A 19,435-nucleotide genomic window follows, 5' to 3' on the forward strand; every position below is an offset into this window, starting at 1 on the left:
GCACGTGATTTGCGGTGTCGCTGCACGCAGTGCTCTGCACCTGTGGCGATTTAGTGAGCCGGATTCAGTTCGCAGCTAAGGGGCCGGCGGCTTGCCGCCTCAAGCTTAGAAGTCGATCGCCCGACCCTTGATCTCCCAGTCGCCGTAGCGGGCAGGATCTTCACCGCCGCGTCCGCCGATCTCTGGTGGCAATTCCTTCTTCTCTTCCGCCTGACGCCGCTCTTCGGCTTCCTTCAGCGCGCGCATGGCTGCGGGCGGCAGTGGCCGTTTCGGGCGATCGGGAGCGTTGTCATTGTCGTTCTGCATCTGAACGGTATCCGGATTCGAGCATCAATATTGAAGAACGGGGCATTTGCACCCATCATATAGGATGCCGTTCACACAACGGGAACCCTGATTCACGTGAAACATCGACGATCCGGAGACTTAGATGAACCTTGTCCGCACCGCCATGCTGCTTGCAGTCATGACCGCCCTGTTCATGGCGGTGGGCTTCGTCATCGGCGGACGCGGCGGCATGATGATCGCCTTCGTCATGGCCGCGGGCATGAACTTCTTCTCGTACTGGAACTCCGACAAGATGGTGCTGCGCATATATCGCGCCCAGGAAGTCGATGAGCGCTGTGCGCCGGAGTACTACGGCATCGTGCGTGACCTTGCCCGGAATGCCGGTCTGCCGATGCCGCGCGTCTATGTGATCGACAGCCCCCAGCCGAATGCCTTCGCCACCGGTCGCAATCCCGAAAATGCCGCGGTTGCCGCCTCCACCGGCCTGCTGCATGCGCTGAACTATGATGAAGTGGCGGGCGTCATGGCGCACGAACTGGCGCACGTGCAGAACCGTGATACGCTCACGATGACGCTGACGGCGACGCTTGCCGGCGCGATCTCGATGCTCGGCAACTTTGCCTTCTTCTTCGGCGGCAACCGTGAAAACAACAATCCGCTCGGTTTCATCGGCACGCTGGTCGCCATGATCGTGGCGCCGATGGCGGCGATGCTGGTGCAGATGGCGATCAGCCGTACCCGTGAATACTCGGCTGACCGGCGCGGCGCCGAGATCTGCGGCAAGCCCATGGCGCTGGCCTCGGCGCTGCAGAAGATTGCCGGTGCGGCGCAGCAGATTCACAATGACGACGCCGAACGCAATCCGGCGACGGCGCATATGTTCATCATCAACCCGCTCTCCGGCGAGCGGATGGACAACCTGTTCTCGACCCATCCGAACACCGAAAACCGGATTGCGGCCCTGCAGCAGATGGCCCAGGAAATGTCTTCGGTCTCGACGCCGCCGGTTCGGGCTGATAATCCGGTGCGCAAATCGCGCTCTGTACCCTCTACCGGTTGGGGTCGCGGTGGTTCCGAACCACCCAAAGGTCCCTGGTCCTGATGTCCACAGATAACAAGAACGATTCACTCCCGAAACGATCGCACCGAAACGGCGCCGCAGCGAAATCGAAAAAACCCGCCGATGCGCCTCGCGGCCCGGAAAAACCGGGGCTGAGAGCACGTCAGGCCGCCGCCAAGATTCTCGGCGCGGTGATCGACCGCAAGACGTCGCTCGACGGCATGCTCGACAGCGAGCACGGCAATCCGGCCTATCGCGAACTCAGTGAGGCCGACCGTGCTCTGGTGCGGGCGATCCTGAACTCAGGGCTTCGCCATCTCCCGCGCATCCAGGCCGCCATCAATTCGCTGTTGCAGACGCCTTTGCCGGAGGGCGCGCGCGCGCTCGATCACGTACTTGCCGTCGCGGCAGCGCAGATCCTCTATCTCGATGTGCCTGATCATTCCGCCGTCGACCTCGCCGTTGAGCAGGCGCAGGCGGATCCGCGCAATCGGCGTTTCGCCAATCTCGTGAATGCGGTTCTTCGGCGCCTGTCACGTGAAAAGGATGCCATTCTCGAAGGTATGCGTGATGTCCCGGCGATGCCGGATTGGTTCTTCGAGCGCCTGGTCGCCCGCTATGGCGCTGGACCAGCCCAACAGATCGCGGAAGCGCAGCTGACGCCGGCGGCAATCGATTTGTCGGTCAAGTCTGAGCCCGCAGCTTGGGCCGAGCGTCTTGGTGGCATCGTCTTGCCGACCGGTTCGGTCCGTCTCGGCGCATTTTCCGGCTCCATCCCTTCCTTAGCCGGATTCGACGATGGCGCATGGTGGGTTCAGGATGCTGCAGCGTCGATACCGGCGCGGCTGTTCGGCGACCTCAGCGGCAAGCGGGTCGTCGATCTCTGTGCCGCACCGGGCGGCAAGACCGCACAGCTCATCCTCGCCGGCGCCGAAGTGACGGCGCTTGATCAGTCCGGCAGCCGTTTGCGTCGGCTGAAGGGCAATCTGAAGCGGCTTGGCCTGGAGGCGGAGACGAAGGAAGTTAACATGGCCGACTTCCAGCCGGAAATGCTGTTCGATGCGGCCCTGCTCGATGCACCCTGCTCTTCCACCGGCACGACACGTCGTCACCCCGACGTGCTGTGGACCAAGGGGCCGGAGGATATCGCAAAGCTCGCCACCTTGCAGGAGCGGCTGCTCCGCCATGCGCTCACCGTCGTCAAGCCCGGTGGCATCGTCGTCTTTTCCAATTGCTCTCTCGATCCGCTCGAAGGCGAAGAGGTTGTTGAGCGAGTGATCGGTTCCGGTGCTGCCTATGAACGGGTTGCGATTTCGGCTGCGGACTGGCCGGGGCTGGAGGACGCAATCACGCCGCTCGGCGAAATGCGCACCACGCCGGCGATGTTCCCGCTCGACGCGCCCTTTGCCAGTGGTCTCGACGGCTTCTACGCGGCGGTGATTCGCCGCAAATAGCAGCGCCAACCGAAGTTGAGTCGGTCAAAATGGGGCTCAAGGCCCTGTTTTGCCGCGTCATTTGACGCTATCGCGCCAGAGGCCTATCAAAGACGACAATATTGATAAAAGTTTAACGGTCTCTCTGACACCATGCGGCGGCTGGCGCGAGACCATCGCCCGTTCAGATGTCTTGAGCGGTCGTGCCAGAAATGAGGAAACCGGCGGCCTTGATGTTGTTTTCCGGCAGGCGGAGGCTTTCTTACCTGTATGTGCGTGAAGGTTGGCGCCGGGTGTCGCGCCGGCTGTCGATCGGTCGCGTCTCCACTTTGCGTTTTACTGGCTCGACGCCCAACCGCCTGATCGTCGCGCCGACCGATCTTAGAGCCGTCGATCCCTTTGTTGCCGAAGAAATTCTCGCCGGCCGTTTCCCGCTTGCCGGCCGCGTTGTCGATACGGAAGGCGAGTCGCCGTTCGAGATCGACCTGCCGTCGCGCGAGTTCGCGGCGCGTCTCCACTCCTTCGGCTGGCTGAGGCACCTGCGTGCGATCCGCGAGGATGCCGGCTATGTGCGTTTGCGCCAGATCGTCGACGACTGGATCGCCACCCACGGCCGCGATCTCGGCGGCATTGCCTGGGATCCGGATATCATCGCCCAGCGTATCATTGCCTGGCTTTCCCACTCGCCCGTTGTTTTGCGCAATGCGGAGCATGGTTTCTATCGCCGTTTCCTGAAGAGTCTGGCGCTTCAGGTGCGCTACCTGCGCCACATCGCAGAGACGGTGCGCGATGGCGAGGCGAGGCTTCGGGTGCGGCTTGCGCTTGCCATGGCGTCGGTCGCCATGCCAGCTTCGCCGAGCGCCATTCGCAAAGCCTCGCGCCATCTCGACCTCGAACTCGATCGCCAGATCCTGCCGGATGGCAGCCATTGCTCGCGCAGCCCGCGGGCCGGGCTCGAATTGCTGCTCGATCTGCTGCCGCTTCGGCAGACCTACGTCAATCTCGGCCATGACGTGCCGTCGCGGCTGATCCCCTGCATCGACCGCATGTATCCGGCCCTGCGCTTTTTCCGCCATCAGGGCGGCGAGCTCGCGCTGTTCAACGGCGCGACGTCGGTCCTGGCGCACGAACTGGCCTCGGTGCTGCGTTATGACGAGACCGCAGGCGAACCGTTCCGTTCGCTGCCCCATGCGCATTACGAGCGTCTGGCGATCGAGAACACGGTCGTCATCATGGATACCGGCCGGCCGCTTTCCGTCGATCTCTCGCGCAGCGCCCATGCCGGCTGCCTGTCCTTCGAAATGTCGTCGGGCAAGACGCGCTTCGTCGTCAATTCCGGTGCCCCGAAATTTGCCGGCGACCGTTTCCGGCAGATGTCGCGCACGACCGCAGCGCATTCCACTGTCACCGTCAACGACACGTCCTCTTCGCGCTTCTCGCACTCCCGTTTCCTGGGGCCGATCATGACGACAGGCGTTTCGAAGGTAACGGTGGCACGGAAAGACGAGCCTGGCGGGCTGGAGTCGGTGACGGCAAGTCATGACGGTTATCTTGCGGCCTTCGACCTGGTCCACGAACGCGACATCGGCGTCCTGAACGGCGGCCGCATGATCCGTGGCCGCGACCGGCTGTCGCGGGCCGATGGCAGTGATCCGGACGACGGCAATACGGCAACGGCTGTCGCGCGTTTCCACATTCATCCGGCCGTGGGCATCCGCCAGAATAATGCGCGCGAGATCTTTCTGACCGCGCCGGATGGCGAAATCTGGCTCTTTGCCTGCCAGGACGGAGAGCTTGCGGTGGAGGAGGACATCTTCTTTGCCGATCCTTCGGGCATCCGCGCGTCGTCGCAACTGACCGTAACCTTCGCCGTCGCCCGTCAGCCGGAGATCCAGTGGACCTTCTCGCGCGTGAACTGAGGTGCTTATTTTAGCGCTACCGTCTCGTGGAGGTTCCTTCTCCAGACAAGCTATGCTAACGGGCAGCCATCCCAACCGCCGGAGCTTCCTCCCGGGCGTCCGGCGCCGCCAAAGGAGCATGGTGATGGCTGTCGCCTCGAAGAAAATCCCCGCCCCGAACGAGGTTACGGTCCGCACCGCCCTCCTCTCCGTGTCCGATAAAGCAGGCGTCGTCGATCTGGCGCGCGCTCTTCATGAAAAGGGCATCCGGCTCGTATCGACCGGCGGCACGCACAAGGCGCTCTCGGAGGCCGGCCTGCCGGTGAGCGACGTTTCCGAACTGACCGGCTTTCCTGAAGTCATGGATGGCCGCGTGAAGACGCTGCATCCGGGCGTGCACGGCGGCTTGCTCGCGATCCGCGACGATGCCGATCACGTCGCCGCGATGTCGACGCACGGCATCACCGCGATCGACCTTGCGATCATCAACCTCTATCCCTTCGAAGAAGTCCGCGCCCAGGGCGGCGACTATCCGACCACAGTCGAAAACATCGACATCGGCGGCCCGGCAATGATCCGCGCCTCGGCCAAGAACCATGCCTATGTGACGATCGTCACCGATCCGGCCGACTATCCGGTTCTTTTGGAAGAGCTTGCTGCCGGCAAGACGACCTATGCCTTCCGCCAGAAGATGGCGGCCAAGGCCTATGCCCGCACCGCGGCTTACGATGCAGCCATCTCCAACTGGTTCGCCGAGGCGCTCGATACGCCGATGCCGCGCCACCGGGTGATCGGCGGCGTGCTCAAGGAAGAGATGCGCTACGGCGAGAACCCGCATCAGAAGGCGGGCTTTTATCTCACCGGCGAGAACCGCCCGGGTGTCGCCACCGCGACGCTGCTTCAGGGCAAGCAGCTCTCCTACAACAACATCAACGACACGGATGCGGCCTTCGAACTGGTCGCCGAATTCCTGCCGGAGAAGGCGCCGGCCTGTGCCATCATCAAGCACGCCAATCCTTGCGGCGTTGCAACGGCACCGACGCTGACGGAAGCCTATCGCCGGGCGCTTGCCTGCGATTCCACGTCGGCGTTCGGCGGCATCATCGCGCTCAACCAGGAACTCGATGCGGAAACGGCGGAAGAAATCGTCAAGCTCTTCACCGAAGTGATCATCGCGCCTTCCGTCAGCGATGCTGCCAAGGCGGTCATCGCCCGCAAGCCAAACCTTCGCCTGCTTTCGACCGGTGGCCTGCCGGACCCGCGCATTCCCGGCCTTGCGGCCAAGACCGTCTCAGGCGGTCTGCTGGTGCAGACGCGCGACAACGGCATGGTCGAAGATCTCGAGCTCAAGGTCGTGACCAAGCGCGCGCCGACGGCCCAGGAACTCGAGGACATGAAGTTCGCCTTCAAGGTGGCGAAACACGTCAAGTCGAACGCGATCGTCTATGCCAAGGACGGCCAGACCGCCGGCATCGGCGCTGGCCAGATGAGCCGCGTCGATTCCGCCCGCATCGCTGCGATCAAGGCCGAGGAAGCGGCCAAGGCGCTCGGTCTCGCGACGCCGCTCACCAAGGGCTCCGCCGTCGCCTCCGAAGCCTTCCTGCCCTTTGCTGACGGTCTGCTCTCGGCGATTGCCGCAGGTGCCACCGCCGTCATCCAGCCGGGCGGCTCGATGCGTGACGAAGAGGTGATTGCCGCTGCCAACGAGCACGGCGTTGCCATGGTCTTCACCGGTATGCGCCACTTCCGCCACTAAGGCGCGTGAACGACAAGTCAGAGGCCGTCGCGTCCGAAGGATGCGGCGGTTTTTTTGCGCCCGTCGTCAGCCGGATAGGGCGTGCGCAGGAGGATCAACAGGCCAACGACCAGAAACGCGATGAGGGCCATCATGCCGATGCGGGCCGAACCGGTGGCAAGCGTGATCGTCGCGACCGAGGCAGGGGCAAGGAACGACGTGGCGCGGCCGGAAAGCGCATAGAGACCGAAGTAGCGCCCGGCCTCGTCCAGGCTGACGCTGCGGGCAAGATATGAACGCGACGAGGCCTGAACCGGGCCGAAGGCTATGCCAACCAAGAGGCCATAGAGGATGTAGGCCTTCTCAGCCGCCGTGCCGAACAGGCCCCCGGTATCCTCCGTCGACAGCGGCATGAGACCGAACAGGGTGAAGCCCGGGCCGGTCGAGACGATGCCGATCGTTGCCAATGTCAGGCAGATCAGGCTGGCAGTGACGATGACCTTGGAGCCGAGCCGCGTATCAAGCCTGCTTGCATAGAGGCAGCCGCCGATGGCGACGACGTTCAAGATGATGCCGTAGATGCCGAGTTCCAGCGTCCGCCAGCCAAACATTGCGGCGGCGAAGGTGCCGCCAAGCGCCAGAAGGCCGTTGACGCCATCCTGGAAGATCATGCGCGCGATGAGGAAGCGCAGAATGCCCGTTCTTTCCTTGAGTTCGCCGAGCGTGCCCTTCAATTCCCGAAGGCCGGTGACGGTTGCCTTGCCAAGCGACATGGTCGCCTTAGTCGCATCCGGGGTGAACAGGAACATCGGCAGGATGAAGACGAGGTACCAAAGCGCCGAGATCGGGCCGGTGATGCGCGCATCCTCTCCCTTGGCAGGATCGAGACCAAACAACGGATCGATGCCGGCTGCCGTCTTGCCGGTCTCGGGGCTGCCGGCAAGGAGTGCCACGACGGCGATCAGCACGATCATGCCGCCGAGATAGCCAAGCCCCCAGGCGATATTCGAGATGCGGCCGACGTCCTTCTCCGGAACGAGGCGCGGCATCATCGAATCGTTGAAGACGATCGAGAACTCGGCCGCGATGCTTGCGAGGATCATGAAGATCGCCGGGTAGAGGATGGGCGAGCCGGGTGCCGCGAACCAGAGCATGGCGAGTGATGCGATCTTGATGACCGCAAAGAAGGCGATCCAGGGTTTGCGCGGCCCCGTCGCATCGGCGATCGAGCCAAGTACCGGTGAAAGCACGGCGATAATGATGCCGGAAACCGTCAGCGTATAGCCCCACATCGCCTGGCCGACGGCGTGATCCTCCGTCAGGCGCGAGACGAAGTAGGGGCCGAAGATGAAGGTGGTGATGACCGTGAAGAAGGGTTGCGCCGCCCAGTCGAACAGCATCCAGCCAGCGATGCCCGCGCGCGACGCCCGCGGTTGTTCCTCAGTCCTCTCGGCCGAAATCTGCAAGGTCCCCTCCCGAAACGACTGCGCCGCGCGTCCTCTCGAACGCGCGGCGCAGCCTATCTTCAATCCCACCGATTCCAAAAGGTCCAGAGCAGGATGCGGACGAAAAAACTGCCCGCATCTGCGTTTGTCCCGTTCAGGCGGGCCGGTTCCATCCAACCCGCGCCGATCGGTACGGGATAAAATGCCTTACTTCGCCCTACCGCGTGCGAGGTCATTGAGGAGACCTGCAGCAACGGTGATCTTGGCGAGCGTCGTTTCGCCCTTCTCGGTCAGGAGCCGCAGCTGGCCGGTCGCCTGGGCGACTCGGACGCGTTCGCTCTCTTCCCAGGCGGCTACCGGATTGCGGTCCTTCTTCTGCTCGCGCAGCGCTGCCGCGGTGATATCCCGCCGCGCTGCGGCGATATCGGATACGGCCCGCGACAGAGCCATTGCCTCGAACTGCTCCGTTGCCGGAACACGATCGGACGCCGCAAGCAGGCGGTTGATCCGAAGCGTGTCGGTGACGGCGAAGTAGCCCTGGGCCGTGCGGCTCAGCGTTTCGCCGGTTTCAGCGGCAATCTGCATGATCTCGGGCACGAGCGTCATCAACGCCAGTTCCGAAATCTCCTCGGCGAGCTTGGCGGGTACCCCGCCCTCGACGAAGGCAGCCGTCTTCAACCGGGCCTCTTCGGCGCTCTCGCCGGAGACGGCGGTCCGCATGGTAGCGCGCAGCTTCTGCAGGCCGTCGCCGAGACGCGATACGGCTTCGGAGACCGAGCCGGTCGCCGCGTGGGTACGCAACGCCCGCTCGGTGACGAGTGTGAAGATGCGACCGACTTCCTGGTAGAGGATGTTCTGCAGGCCGCCGCCGATCTTGTTGTCGAGTGCGTCGATCTCGTCATAGATCCGCGGCAGGTCGAAGCCGTCGAGCGCCAGCACAGCGGCCTTGACGACGTCGGCCGAGAGGAAGCCGGTGGCATCCGTCAGCGTCGAGACGAAGGCCGGGCCACCGCGGTTGATGACTTCGTTGGCGAGGATCGTCGCGATGATTTCGCGGCGCAGGCGATGGCCGTGAATGTCGCCGGCATAGGTCTTGCGCATCTTGCCCGGGAAGTAGCGCTCCAGCGTTGCCGTGAAGTACGGATCGTCGGGCAGTTCGCTCGCAATCAGTTCATCGAAGAGAACGAGCTTGGAGTAGGAAAGCAACACGCCGATTTCCGCGCGGGTCAACGGCTTGCCTGCCTGGTAGCGCTCGGTCATCGCCTGGTCGGTCGGCAGCGTCTCGACCTTGCGGTTGAGATGGCCGTCGGCCTCGAGGCGCGTCATGAGCCGGCCAAGCGTCGTGCGGTTGCCGAGCCCTTGCATCGCGGTCAGCGAGATCGCCAGCGATTGCTCGTAGTTGTTGCGCAGCACCAGATGGCCCACTTCCTCGGTCATCGAGGCGAGCAGCGTATTGCGCTTCGGGCGGGTCAGGCGACCATCGCGCATGGCCGAAGCAAGCGCGATCTTGATGTTGACCTCGACGTCGGAGGAGTTGACGCCGGCCGAGTTGTCGATGGCGTCCGAGTTGCAGCGGCCGCCATTGAGGCCGAAGCCGATGCGGCCCTTCTGGGTAACGCCCAGGTTAGCGCCCTCGCCGATGACGCGGGCGCGGACCTCTTCGGCCGTCACACGGATGGCATCGTTGGCGCGGTCGCCGACTTCCGCATCCGTTTCGTTGCTGCCGCGGATGTAGGTGCCGATGCCGCCGAACCATAGCAGATCGACCTGGTTCTTCAGGATCGCATTCATTATCTCGAAGGGCGTTGCCTTCTGCTTGTCGAGGCCGATGGCGGCCATCGCCTGAGGCGTGAGCGTCACCGACTTTTCGGCACGCGAGATGATCATCGCGCCCTCGGACAGCGTCTTGCGGTCATAGTCCTGCCAGCTCGAACGCGGCAGAGCGAACATGCGCGTGCGCTCGGCGAACGAGGCATCGATATCCGGCGACGGATCGATGAAGATGTCGCGGTGGTCGAAGGCCGCGATCAGGCGGATCTTCTCCGAGAGCAGCATGCCGTTGCCGAAGACGTCACCGGACATGTCGCCGACGCCGGCAACGGTGAAGGGCGTCGTCTGGATGTCGATGTCCATCTCGCGGAAGTGCCGCTTGACGGTCTCCCAGGCGCCGCGGGCGGTGATGCCCATCTTCTTGTGGTCGTAGCCGGCGGAGCCGCCCGAGGCGAAGGCGTCGTCAAGCCAGAAGCCCGCTTCCTGCGCCAGGCCGTTGGCCGTGTCGGAGAAGGTCGCAGTGCCCTTGTCGGCGGCAACGACGAAATAGGGGTCGTCACCATCGCGGCGCAGCGTATCGGCGGGCGGCACGATATCCTGGCCGACGATGTTGTCAGTCACCGAAAGCAGAGTGCGGATGTAGGTCTTGTAGGCTTCGGTACCGGCCCTGAAGACCTCGTCACGGGTGCCGCCGACGGGGAGTTGCTTCGGATAGAAGCCGCCCTTGGCGCCAACCGGTACGATGACGGCGTTCTTGACCTGCTGCGCCTTGACGAGGCCAAGCACTTCCGTGCGGTAGTCCTGGGCGCGGTCCGACCAGCGCAGGCCGCCACGGGCGACCTTGCCGAAGCGCAGGTGCACGCCCTCGACCTCGGTGCCGTAGACGAAGATTTCGCGGAACGGACGCGGTTCCGGCAGGCCGTCGAGCTGCTTCGGGTCAAGCTTGAAGGCGAGAACCGCGCGCGGCTTGCCGTCGGCGCCATGCTGGAAGTAGTTGGTCCGGAGCGTCGCTTCGATCGCGTTGACGTAGCGGCGCAGGATGCGATCCTCGTCGAGGCTCGGAACGGCAGACAGCGCGTCCTCGATCGCGGAAAGCAGGGCGCTGCACTTCTTTGCACGCGGCTTTTCCTCGAGCTTCGGATCCATCCGGGTCACGAACAGCTTGAAGATATCGGCTGCGATCGCCGGATACTTGTTCAGCGTGTCGGCGATATAGCCCTGCGAATAGGTGATGCCGGCCTGGCGCAGATAGCGGGAATAGGCGCGCAGCACCGTGACTTCGCGGGCATTGAGGCCCGCAAGCAGGATCAGCCGGTTGAAGTTGTCGTCCTCGATCGTGCCGTTCCAGGCGGCGAGGAAGGCTTCCTCCAGCGCCGCACCCGACTTTTCGAGATTGAGCGCAAGGCCGTCGCGATGGATCAGCTCCATGTCGTGCAGCACGACGCGGTGCTTGTCCTCGCCGTGCCTGCCGACATTGAGGTCGTAGGTCTGTTCGCTGATGACCCGGAAGCCGAGGTTTTCCAGCAGCGGCACGCGGCGCGACAGCGACACGGGCTCGCCGGCATGGAAGATCTTCAGCTCGGCCGTGTCAGGACGGTTGACCGGGCGGTTATAGTTGTAGAACGAGATCCGGATCGGATCTTCCGCCTTGCAGGCGGCAATGTCTGCAAGGTCGGCATAGGCTTCCGCCGGCGTGAAGAACGACTGGTAGGCGCCGTCGACATCAAGCTCGATGCCGTCCTTACGGGCGAGAAGGTCGAACCGATCGATCCAGCGCGTGACGATGCCGCGAACGGCCTCTTCAAGCTTGGCCTGCGGAATGCGCGGGGTCTTGCCGCTGGTGCGGCCTATGATGAAGTGGACGCGCGCCAGACCGCCTTCGGGGAAGGCCGGGTAATAGGCCGAAACGCGGCCGTCATAGGCGGTCTTCAGGTAGTCGCCGATCTTTTCGCGTACGTCGGAATCATATTGTTCGCGCGGCACGAAGACGATGACCGAGACAAAGCGGTCGAAATGGTCGATGCGCGGCAGGACGCGGATGCGCGGCCGGTCGCCCAACTCGTTGATCTGTTCGCAGAAGGCGGCGAGCAGACCGACATCGATCTGGAAGAGGTCGTCGCGCGGATAGGATTCGAGCGTGTTGTCCAGCATCTTGCCGGAGTGGCTCTGCGGGTCGTAGCCGAAATGGTCGACGATCTTCTCGATCTTGTGGCGCAGCAACGGGATTTCAGCCGCCTGGCGGGTATAGGCCGAGGAAGTGAACAGGCCGACAATGCGCAACTCGCCGGCGACATTGCCGTCGGCATCGAAGCGCTTGATGCCGATATAGTCCATATAGGCGCGGCGATGGACGACCGATTTCACGTTGGCCTTGGTGACGATCAGGAAATCGGGGCCGTCGAGGAAGGCGAGGATTTCCGGCGTGGTCAGTACTGCGTCCTTGCCCTGGCGCAGAACGCGCACGTCGGGGTTGGAGAGGATGCCGAGGCCCCTGCCCTTGCCGCGCTCGACCGTCGCCTTTCCGCCCTTGCCCGAGTAGGTATACTCGCGCATGCCGATAAAGGTGAAGTTGTTGTCGCGCAGCCAGCGAAGGAAGGCGAGCGCCTCATCACGGTCGCTTTTCTTGCGCGAGGCGTTGTAGGCCTCGAGTTCCTGCACGGCCTGGTCGAGCAGCGCCGTCATCGCCGGCCAGTCGTGTACCGTCTGGTGTACCTGCTCCAGCACGTCGCGGATGCGGTTGCTGAGCTGCTCGGCTTCGACGGGCGCCAGCTTCGTCAAGTGGATCTGGATGTGGCTGACGCGGTGCGCCGGATCGCTTGCCTCTTCCGGATCGAAGAGTTTTACCGGCTTGCCCGGTTCCTTGACCAGGATGGGATGGATCGCAAGGTGGATATCGCGGTGCGTGCTGGTGATTTCCCCCATGACCGAATCATAGAGGAACGGCATGTTGTGTTCGGTGATCGCGATGATCGAAACCTCGGTGCCACCCGGCGCGACGCCGGCGACGGTTTCGACCGAAACTTGCGGCTTGCCGCCATCCCAGCGGGCGAGTTCACGATGCGCATGGGCTGCAATCAGCGCCAGCATGTCCGCCGAATAAAGATCGAGGTCATCGTTGCTGGCCCCACCGAAGAGGCTCTCCGGCGCCAGCGCGTCGACGCCCAGTTTGATGGCGGCCGCCTTTGCTGCGTCGATGTGTCTGTCCCGCTTCGGATTGTATTTCACGCCCATGAAGTCTCTCCCACTCATGATAGGCCAAACCCTATCAGAACCATGGCTAATGGCGACCGCTATTTACGCCGATTTCGGCAAAATCGAGCCGAAAATTGGAGAATTTCACGTGAAAACAGCTTAAATCCATTTAAATCGAAGGCAATTTCGCGAAAATTGCTCGAAAATCGATGAAAAAGCACGAAAACGCCGGCGGCTTCCACCGGACCTATCTGCCATCGCCTGTTGACAGGGCGGTGACAGTCGGGTGATCAGAGTTTGTAGACCGAAGGATTGGACTCGTCGATGCCCGAAATGCCCTCCCTGCCCGGCGCCGTCATCGTCATCTCGAGCCATGTCGTGCGTGGCAAGGTCGGCAACCGGGCCGCGGTGTTCGCGTTGGAGACGCTGGGGCATCCGGTCTGGGCACTGCCGACGGTCATTCTTCCCTGGCATCCCGGACACGGGCGCTCGACCCGCGTCACCATTTCAGACGCGGATTTCCAGTCGATGATCGACGATCTCATTGCCGCGCCCTGGGTCGGGGAGGTGCGCGCCGTGCTTTCGGGCTATCTCGGATCGCCCGGTCAGGCCGAAGGCGTTGTGCGGTTGGTGACGACTCTCAGGGAACGTAATCCCAAGCTGATCTACGCCTGCGATCCCGTCATTGGCGACGCCGGCGGGCTCTATGTTCCGGAGGCGACCGCGACGGCCATCCGCGACCAGCTGCTGCCGCTCGCCAACCTGGCGACGCCGAACCGCTTCGAGCTCGCCTGGCTCGCCGGCGCGACGCTGGAGACCAATACGGCGATCCTCGATGCCGCCCTCGGCCTCGGTCCGGCCCGCGTGCTGGTGACCTCAGCGGTGCCGATGATGAGCGGCGGTACCGGCAATCTCTTCCTTTCGGGCAATCACGCGCTGCTCGCCGAACATCGGCTCGTCGAGAACCCGCCGAATGGCACCGGAGACTTGCTGACTGCCCTGTTTCTCGCGCGGCTTCTCGAAGGACTATCGGAAGAGCGCGCATTGCAGATGGCGACCGCAAGCGTGTTCGAGATCATCGCGCGGAGCGTCAAACGCGGTGCCGACGAGTTGACGATCGAGCAGGACGCTTCGAGCCTTTCGACGCCGATGGCGATGGTGCAGATGCGCCGCCTGGTGCATCCGAATCAGATGCGGCGCAAATAGAAGAAACTGTTCATGGGCAGCAGCCCTTGTCGCATCGTGGATTGAACTTTAGGTCATGATGATATTCATGGCGGGGCGTGATGCGGGCGGAAGTCCGCTCATCCCGCTCGAAGCAGCAGCGGAGTAATCGATGGACAAGCAGCAACAGCGTTTTCCGGACCACCTTCTGAACGGCTACCACAACTTCATGAATGGCCGCTTCAGCGAACAGCAGAAGCGCTACAAGGTGCTGGCGGAAACCGGCCAGAAGCCGAGGACGATGGTTGTTGCCTGTTGCGATTCGCGGGCGGCGCCGGAAACGATCTTCGACAGCGGGCCGGGTGAACTCTTCGTCGTGCGCAACGTCGCCAATCTCATGCCGCCCTATGAGCCGGACGGCCATTACCATTCGACGTCGGCCGCGCTTGAGTTCGCCGTGCAGTCGCTCCGCGTCAGCGACATCGTCGTGATGGGGCATGGCCGCTGCGGCGGTATCAAGGCGGTGCTCGATCCTGATGCCGAGCCCTTGTCGCCGGGCGATTTCATCGGTCGCTGGATGAACCTCCTGAAGCCGGCCGCCGAGCAGATCCAAAGCAACGACGTCATGACCCAGGCGGAGCGGCAGCGTGCGCTCGAGCGGGTCTCGATCCGCAACTCGCTTGCCAACCTGCGCACCTTCCCTTGTGTTCAGATCCTCGAAGCCAAGGGCAAGCTGCATCTGCACGGCGCCTGGTTCGACATCTCGACCGGCGAGCTTTGGATCATGGATCCCGCGACCGGCGACTTCTCCCGCCCGGGCATGTAACCAGCAAAAAAGCCCGAATCGACGATCCGGGCTTTGCAATCTTCCGAAAGGCATCGTGCATCCGGAGAGATGCGCGAATTGGGTTCGATCAGAGGCCGTCGATCTCGGCGCCGATGATGGCGATTGCCTGCTGGTAGACGGTTGCCGCGTTCCAGCCCTGGATCGCGCCGAAATTCGCCTGGCCTTGTTGATAGCCGGCACCCGGCTGCCAGCCGTGACCGCGCAGGAAGTTGGCGGTCGAGGCCAGCGCGTCGGCCTTGGAGCGAACCATGTCGATGTGGCCGTTGCCGTCGCCATCGACGCCGTATTTCAGGACGTTGGCCGGCAGGAACTGGGTCTGCCCTATCTCGCCGTGGGCCGCACCGCGCGCATCGGGGCTCAGGTCACCGCGCTGTACAAGCTGCAGGGCGGCATAGAGCTGGTCGGTGAAATAGTCCGAGCGGCGGCAGTCATAGGCGAGCGTCGAAACCGCCGAGAGCGTATGCTCTTTGCCCATGAAGCCGCCAAAGCCTGTTTCCATGCCCCAGATAGCGATCAGCGGGCCGGCGGGCACGCCGAAGCGGCGTTCAATGCTGGTGAAGAGCGCCGCATTCTGCTGCTTCATCTTCTTGCCGCGGGAAATGATCGTCTGACCGCCGCGCTTCTGCATGAACTGGTCGAGCGACAGCTTGAAGCTCTTCTGGCCGCGGTCGGCGCGGATCGTCGCCTTGTTGTAGGAGACGCTGGAAAGGGCGCGGTCGAGCACCGCAGGGCTGATGCCGCTGCCTGAGGCTTCCTGCTTGAAATTCTGCACCCAGGCAGCAAATCCGCTTCCGTCGTTGCCGCATTGGGCGGCGGAGGCCACCGCCGGAAAAACTACAGTCGAAACCAGGGCAGCAAGCCCCACCGCTACGCACTTTGCCCTGTGCATGAAATACCCCGTCATAGCCCGAATCTCATTGCTTTCAAAAATGCCAGCCTTGGCCGGCCATGTCACCTGCCGGAAGCGGCGGTAACTTTTTCGTGGTTTCACGTGAAGCCGGGGCGAAACGACCCGCGATTGTGAAACAGGAAACCCGCCAAGCCCGGATGGGCTCGGCGGGAACGAATTGCTCAATTGCCGTTTCAGGCGGCCTGCTTACGCGGCTTGATGAGACCGCGGTTGACCAGGAGCTCGGCAATCTGGATCGCGTTGAGTGCCGCACCCTTGCGCAGGTTGTCGGAAACGACCCAGATGTTGAGACCGTTTTCGACGGTTGCGTCCTCGCGGATGCGCGAGATGTAGGTCGCATCTTCGCCGGCGCATTCGTAAGGCGTGACGTAGCCACCGTTTTCGTGCTTGTCGACGACCAGGCAACCCGGTGCTTCGCGCAGGATGTCGCGGGCCTCGTCTGCGGTGATCTCGTTCTCGAACTCGATGTTGACCGATTCCGAATGGCCGATGAAGACGGGAACGCGCACAGCCGTGCAGGTCACCTTGATCTTCGGATCGAGCATCTTCTTGGTTTCGGCCAGGACCTTCCACTCTTCCTTCGTGTAGCCGTCTTCCATGAACACGTCGATGTGCGGGATGACGTTGAAGGCGATGCGCTTGGTGAACTTCTTCGATTCGATCGGATCAGCGACGAAGACGGCGCGGGTCTGGTTGAAGAGTTCGTCCATGCCGTCCTTGCCGGCGCCGGAAACCGACTGGTAGGTCGAGACGACGACGCGCTTGATCTTGGCATGGTCGTGCAGCGGCTTCAGCGCCACGACGAGCTGGGCCGTCGAGCAATTCGGGTTGGCGATGATGTTCTTCTTGGTGAAGAGCGAGATCGCGTCCGGGTTCACTTCCGGCACGATCAGCGGCACTTCGGCGTCGTAGCGCCAGGCCGAAGAGTTGTCGATGACGACGCAGCCCTGCTGGCCGATCTTCGGCGAATACTTGAGAGAAACAGCGCCGCCGGCCGACATCAGGCAGATATCGGTATCGGAAAAATCGTAGTTTTCGAGGTTCCTGACCTTGAGGGTCTTGTCGCCAAAGGAAACTTCCGTGCCCTGGGAGCGGGCGGAAGCAAGCGCGACCACTTCATCCGCGGGAAAGCCGCGTTCGGAAAGGATGTTCAGCATCTCCCGGCCGACATTGCCGGTGGCGCCTGCGACTGCAATCTTGAAACCCATGATCTAAGCTCTCTTTCTGTCTCTCCTCGTCGGGTGGAGGGGGAACCGCGCGCGTTGCCACGAAGGTTCCGGTCCCCGGCCTTACCGGGGAGAGAGCGGAGGGCCAGAGACGTCAGACGGTTTTCGTCGTCGTTTTGGCCGTTGTTTTGCAAGCGAACGAAAAATCGACATCCTGCCCCGCGGCAAGGGCCGGCAGGATCAAAGCAGCGATGGCTGGACCGATCGGTCGCATGGTGGTGATTTCCTCGTTCGTCGCTGCTCTTACGCGGTTTTGGGGAAGAGTCAAGACGCCGTTGCATCGTGGTGGCTTCCCCGGCGTGGTCCGCGGTCGATCGCCGCATTAGACGAAAGTCATAAGCCGAAAGCATCTCTGCCTGCGCCGCAGGTTTTCTGACATCCTCTTCAACAGGCGCACCACGTCCGGCGGTTCTAGGGAGGAATGCCGGACCAGCCAATGGGCGCTCCAACAAGCTGTTTTGGAGTGGAGGATAAACGAAATGGCAAATGTCGCGACAGTGGACGACGCAAAAACGCGTCCAATGACCGGCGAGGAGAAGAAGGTCATCTTCGCCTCGTCGCTTGGTACCGTGTTCGAATGGTACGATTTCTATCTTTACGGCTCGCTTGCCGTCTATATCGGCGCGACCTTCTTCAGTTCCTATCCGGAAACGACGCGTAACATTTTCGCGCTTCTGGCCTTTGCCGCGGGCTTCCTCGTTCGCCCGTTCGGCGCCCTGGTCTTCGGTCGCCTCGGTGACCTCGTCGGCCGCAAGTACACCTTCCTCGTGACGATCCTGATCATGGGTCTGTCGACCTTCCTGGTCGGCATCCTGCCCGGCGCTGCCTCGATCGGCATTGCCGCACCGATCCTGCTGATCGCGCTGCGCATGCTGCAGGGCCTGGCGCTCGGCGGTGAATATGGCGGTGCCGCCACTTATGTGGCCGAGCATGCGCCGCACGGGCGCCGCGGTTACTTCACCTCCTGGATCCAGACGACAGCGACGCTCGGTCTGTTCCTGTCGTTGGTGGTGATCCTCCTCGTCCAGTTCCTGGTCGGCAAGGAAGCCTTTGCTGCCTGGGGTTGGCGCATTCCGTTCCTCGTCTCCGTCGTGCTTCTCGGCGTTTCCGTCTGGATCCGCCTGAAGATGAACGAATCGCCGGCCTTCAAGAAGATGAAGGAAGAGGGCAAGGGCTCCAAGGCACCGTTGTCGGAAGCTTTCGGTCAGTGGAAGAATGCCAAGATCGCGCTTCTGGCACTGTTTGGTGCCGTCGTCGGCCAGGCCGTCGTCTGGTACTCCGGTCAGTTCTACGCGCTGTTCTTCCTGACGGGCGTGCTCAAGGTGGACGGCCAGTCGGCAAATATCATGGTCGCCGCTTCGCTCTTGATCGGTACGGGCTTCTTCGTGCTCTTCGGCTGGCTCTCCGACAAGATCGGCCGCAAGCCGATCATCATGGCCGGCCTGCTGCTTGCCATGCTCACCTACTTCCCGCTGTTCAAGGCGCTGACCTGGGCTGGTAACCCGGCACTCGCTCAAGCCCAGGCAACCGTCCGCGCGACGGTGACCGCGGCCCCCGGCGATTGCAAATTCCAGTTCAACCCGACGGGCACGGCGAAGTTCACCACCTCGTGCGACATCGCAACCGCATTCCTCACCAAGAACTCGGTGCCCTACGACGTGGTAACGACGGCCGCCGCGGGTACGGCCGCAACGGTCAAGGTCGGCGAAACCACGATCAACAGCTACGACGCGGTCGCCGCAGGCGATGGCGCCAAGGCTGCCAATGCCGCCTTCGAAAAGCAAACCAACACGGCGCTTCACAATGCCGGCTACCCGCTGGTTCGTGGTGCGGCAAAGGTTCCGGAATCCAAGCTTGACGGCTTTGTCGCCGCCAACCCGGAACTGGCGCTTGATCCGGCTGCCGTTCGCGGCGGCGAGAAGACCATGGTTCCGGCCGACAAGCTCGTCGCCGACAAGCTGTTGACGAAGGATGAAGTCGGCACTGCCACCGAAATGGCCGTCTACACGATCGCGGGCGGCGGCACCTACGCGATGGTGGCGGATCCCGCCAATGTCAACTGGACGACGATCATCGCCGTTCTGACCGTGCTCGTCATCTACGTGACCATGGTCTACGGCCCGATCGCTGCGCTGCTGGTCGAACTCTTCCCGACCCGCATCCGCTACACCGGCATGTCGCTGCCCTACCACATCGGCAACGGCTGGTTCGGTGGCCTGCTTCCGGCAACGGCCTTCGCGATGAGTGCTGCCCAGGGCGATATCTACTACGGCCTCTGGTACCCGATCGTCTTCGCAGGCATCACGCTGGTCATTGGCCTCCTGTTCCTGCCGGAAACGAAGGACCGCGACATTCACGCGATGGACTAAGTCTGCAGTCACGCGCTCCCGGGAGAACCATTTCCCGGGAGCGCGCCAAATCTTCCCCGAGCTACTATGGCTCTCCTGACTCCGGCGCGGCCTTCCGC

12 protein-coding genes are annotated in these 19,435 nt (G+C 62.8%); 7 read left to right on the forward strand and 5 right to left on the reverse strand.

Going from position 1 to position 19,435, the window contains the following annotated elements; genetic code table 11:
- Nucleotides 1–105 precede the first annotated feature (105 nt).
- The gene (locus tag AC070A_RS14945; protein WP_057252005.1) at nucleotides 106–306 is read right to left on the reverse strand and encodes a DUF1674 domain-containing protein; all 201 of its coding nucleotides are present in this window, start codon (nucleotides 304–306) and stop codon (nucleotides 106–108) included.
- 124 nt (nucleotides 307–430) lie between these two features.
- Here AC070A_RS14945 and htpX point away from each other — a divergent pair, with 124 nt between their 5' ends.
- From htpX to purH, 4 genes are all read left to right on the forward strand, one after another.
- Nucleotides 431–1,390, forward strand: coding sequence for a zinc metalloprotease HtpX (gene htpX / locus AC070A_RS14950; protein WP_112995095.1), 960 nt, complete (start codon nucleotides 431–433; stop codon nucleotides 1,388–1,390).
- Nucleotides 1,390–2,802: an RsmB/NOP family class I SAM-dependent RNA methyltransferase gene (locus tag AC070A_RS14955; RefSeq protein WP_112995096.1), complete on the forward strand. Its 1,413-nt coding sequence runs from the start codon at nucleotides 1,390–1,392 to the stop codon at nucleotides 2,800–2,802. Before htpX ends, AC070A_RS14955 begins: the two co-directional genes overlap by 1 nt.
- A gap of 212 nt (nucleotides 2,803–3,014) precedes the next feature.
- The gene (locus AC070A_RS14960) at nucleotides 3,015–4,700 is read left to right on the forward strand and encodes a heparinase II/III family protein (protein ID WP_113133126.1); all 1,686 of its coding nucleotides are present in this window, start codon (nucleotides 3,015–3,017) and stop codon (nucleotides 4,698–4,700) included.
- A 124-nt stretch (nucleotides 4,701–4,824) separates the two neighbouring features.
- Nucleotides 4,825–6,435, forward strand: a complete 1,611-nt coding sequence (gene purH, locus AC070A_RS14965) for a bifunctional phosphoribosylaminoimidazolecarboxamide formyltransferase/IMP cyclohydrolase (protein ID WP_112995098.1) — start codon at nucleotides 4,825–4,827, stop codon at nucleotides 6,433–6,435.
- A 17-nt stretch (nucleotides 6,436–6,452) separates the two neighbouring features.
- Here the strand turns inward: purH and AC070A_RS14970 are convergent, their stop codons facing one another.
- Together AC070A_RS14970 and AC070A_RS14975 are read right to left on the reverse strand one after the other, a co-directional pair.
- Entirely contained in the window at nucleotides 6,453–7,880 is a 1,428-nt protein-coding gene (locus AC070A_RS14970; protein ID WP_112995099.1) for an MFS transporter, read from the reverse strand.
- A 186-nt stretch (nucleotides 7,881–8,066) separates the two neighbouring features.
- Nucleotides 8,067–12,860, reverse strand: a complete 4,794-nt coding sequence (locus tag AC070A_RS14975; RefSeq protein ID WP_112995100.1) for an NAD-glutamate dehydrogenase — start codon at nucleotides 12,858–12,860, stop codon at nucleotides 8,067–8,069.
- Between the two features lie 285 nt (nucleotides 12,861–13,145).
- Here AC070A_RS14975 and pdxY point away from each other — a divergent pair, with 285 nt between their 5' ends.
- Nucleotides 13,146–14,027, forward strand: a complete 882-nt coding sequence (gene pdxY / locus AC070A_RS14980; protein ID WP_058321638.1) for a pyridoxal kinase PdxY — start codon at nucleotides 13,146–13,148, stop codon at nucleotides 14,025–14,027.
- Nucleotides 14,028–14,157: 130 nt separating this feature from the next.
- Nucleotides 14,158–14,811, forward strand: a complete 654-nt coding sequence (locus AC070A_RS14985) for a carbonic anhydrase (RefSeq protein ID WP_058327505.1) — start codon at nucleotides 14,158–14,160, stop codon at nucleotides 14,809–14,811.
- Between the two features lie 88 nt (nucleotides 14,812–14,899).
- Here AC070A_RS14985 and AC070A_RS14990 read toward each other — a convergent pair whose 3' ends face one another.
- Both AC070A_RS14990 and AC070A_RS14995 read right to left on the reverse strand, forming a co-directional pair.
- Nucleotides 14,900–15,721 (reverse strand): lytic murein transglycosylase, encoded by an 822-nt coding sequence (locus tag AC070A_RS14990; RefSeq protein WP_093233510.1) that lies wholly within the window; start codon nucleotides 15,719–15,721, stop codon nucleotides 14,900–14,902.
- A gap of 194 nt (nucleotides 15,722–15,915) precedes the next feature.
- Nucleotides 15,916–16,950: an aspartate-semialdehyde dehydrogenase gene (locus AC070A_RS14995; RefSeq protein ID WP_057251996.1), complete on the reverse strand. Its 1,035-nt coding sequence runs from the start codon at nucleotides 16,948–16,950 to the stop codon at nucleotides 15,916–15,918.
- A 497-nt stretch (nucleotides 16,951–17,447) separates the two neighbouring features.
- Here AC070A_RS14995 and AC070A_RS15000 point away from each other — a divergent pair, with 497 nt between their 5' ends.
- Nucleotides 17,448–19,337 carry an MFS transporter gene (locus AC070A_RS15000; RefSeq protein WP_057251995.1) on the forward strand — a complete coding sequence of 630 codons (1,890 nt, stop codon included), beginning with the start codon at nucleotides 17,448–17,450 and terminating at the stop codon, nucleotides 19,335–19,337.
- Nucleotides 19,338–19,435 lie beyond the last annotated feature (98 nt).

Source organism: Ensifer sp. GW101-20A05, assembly GCF_059424735.1.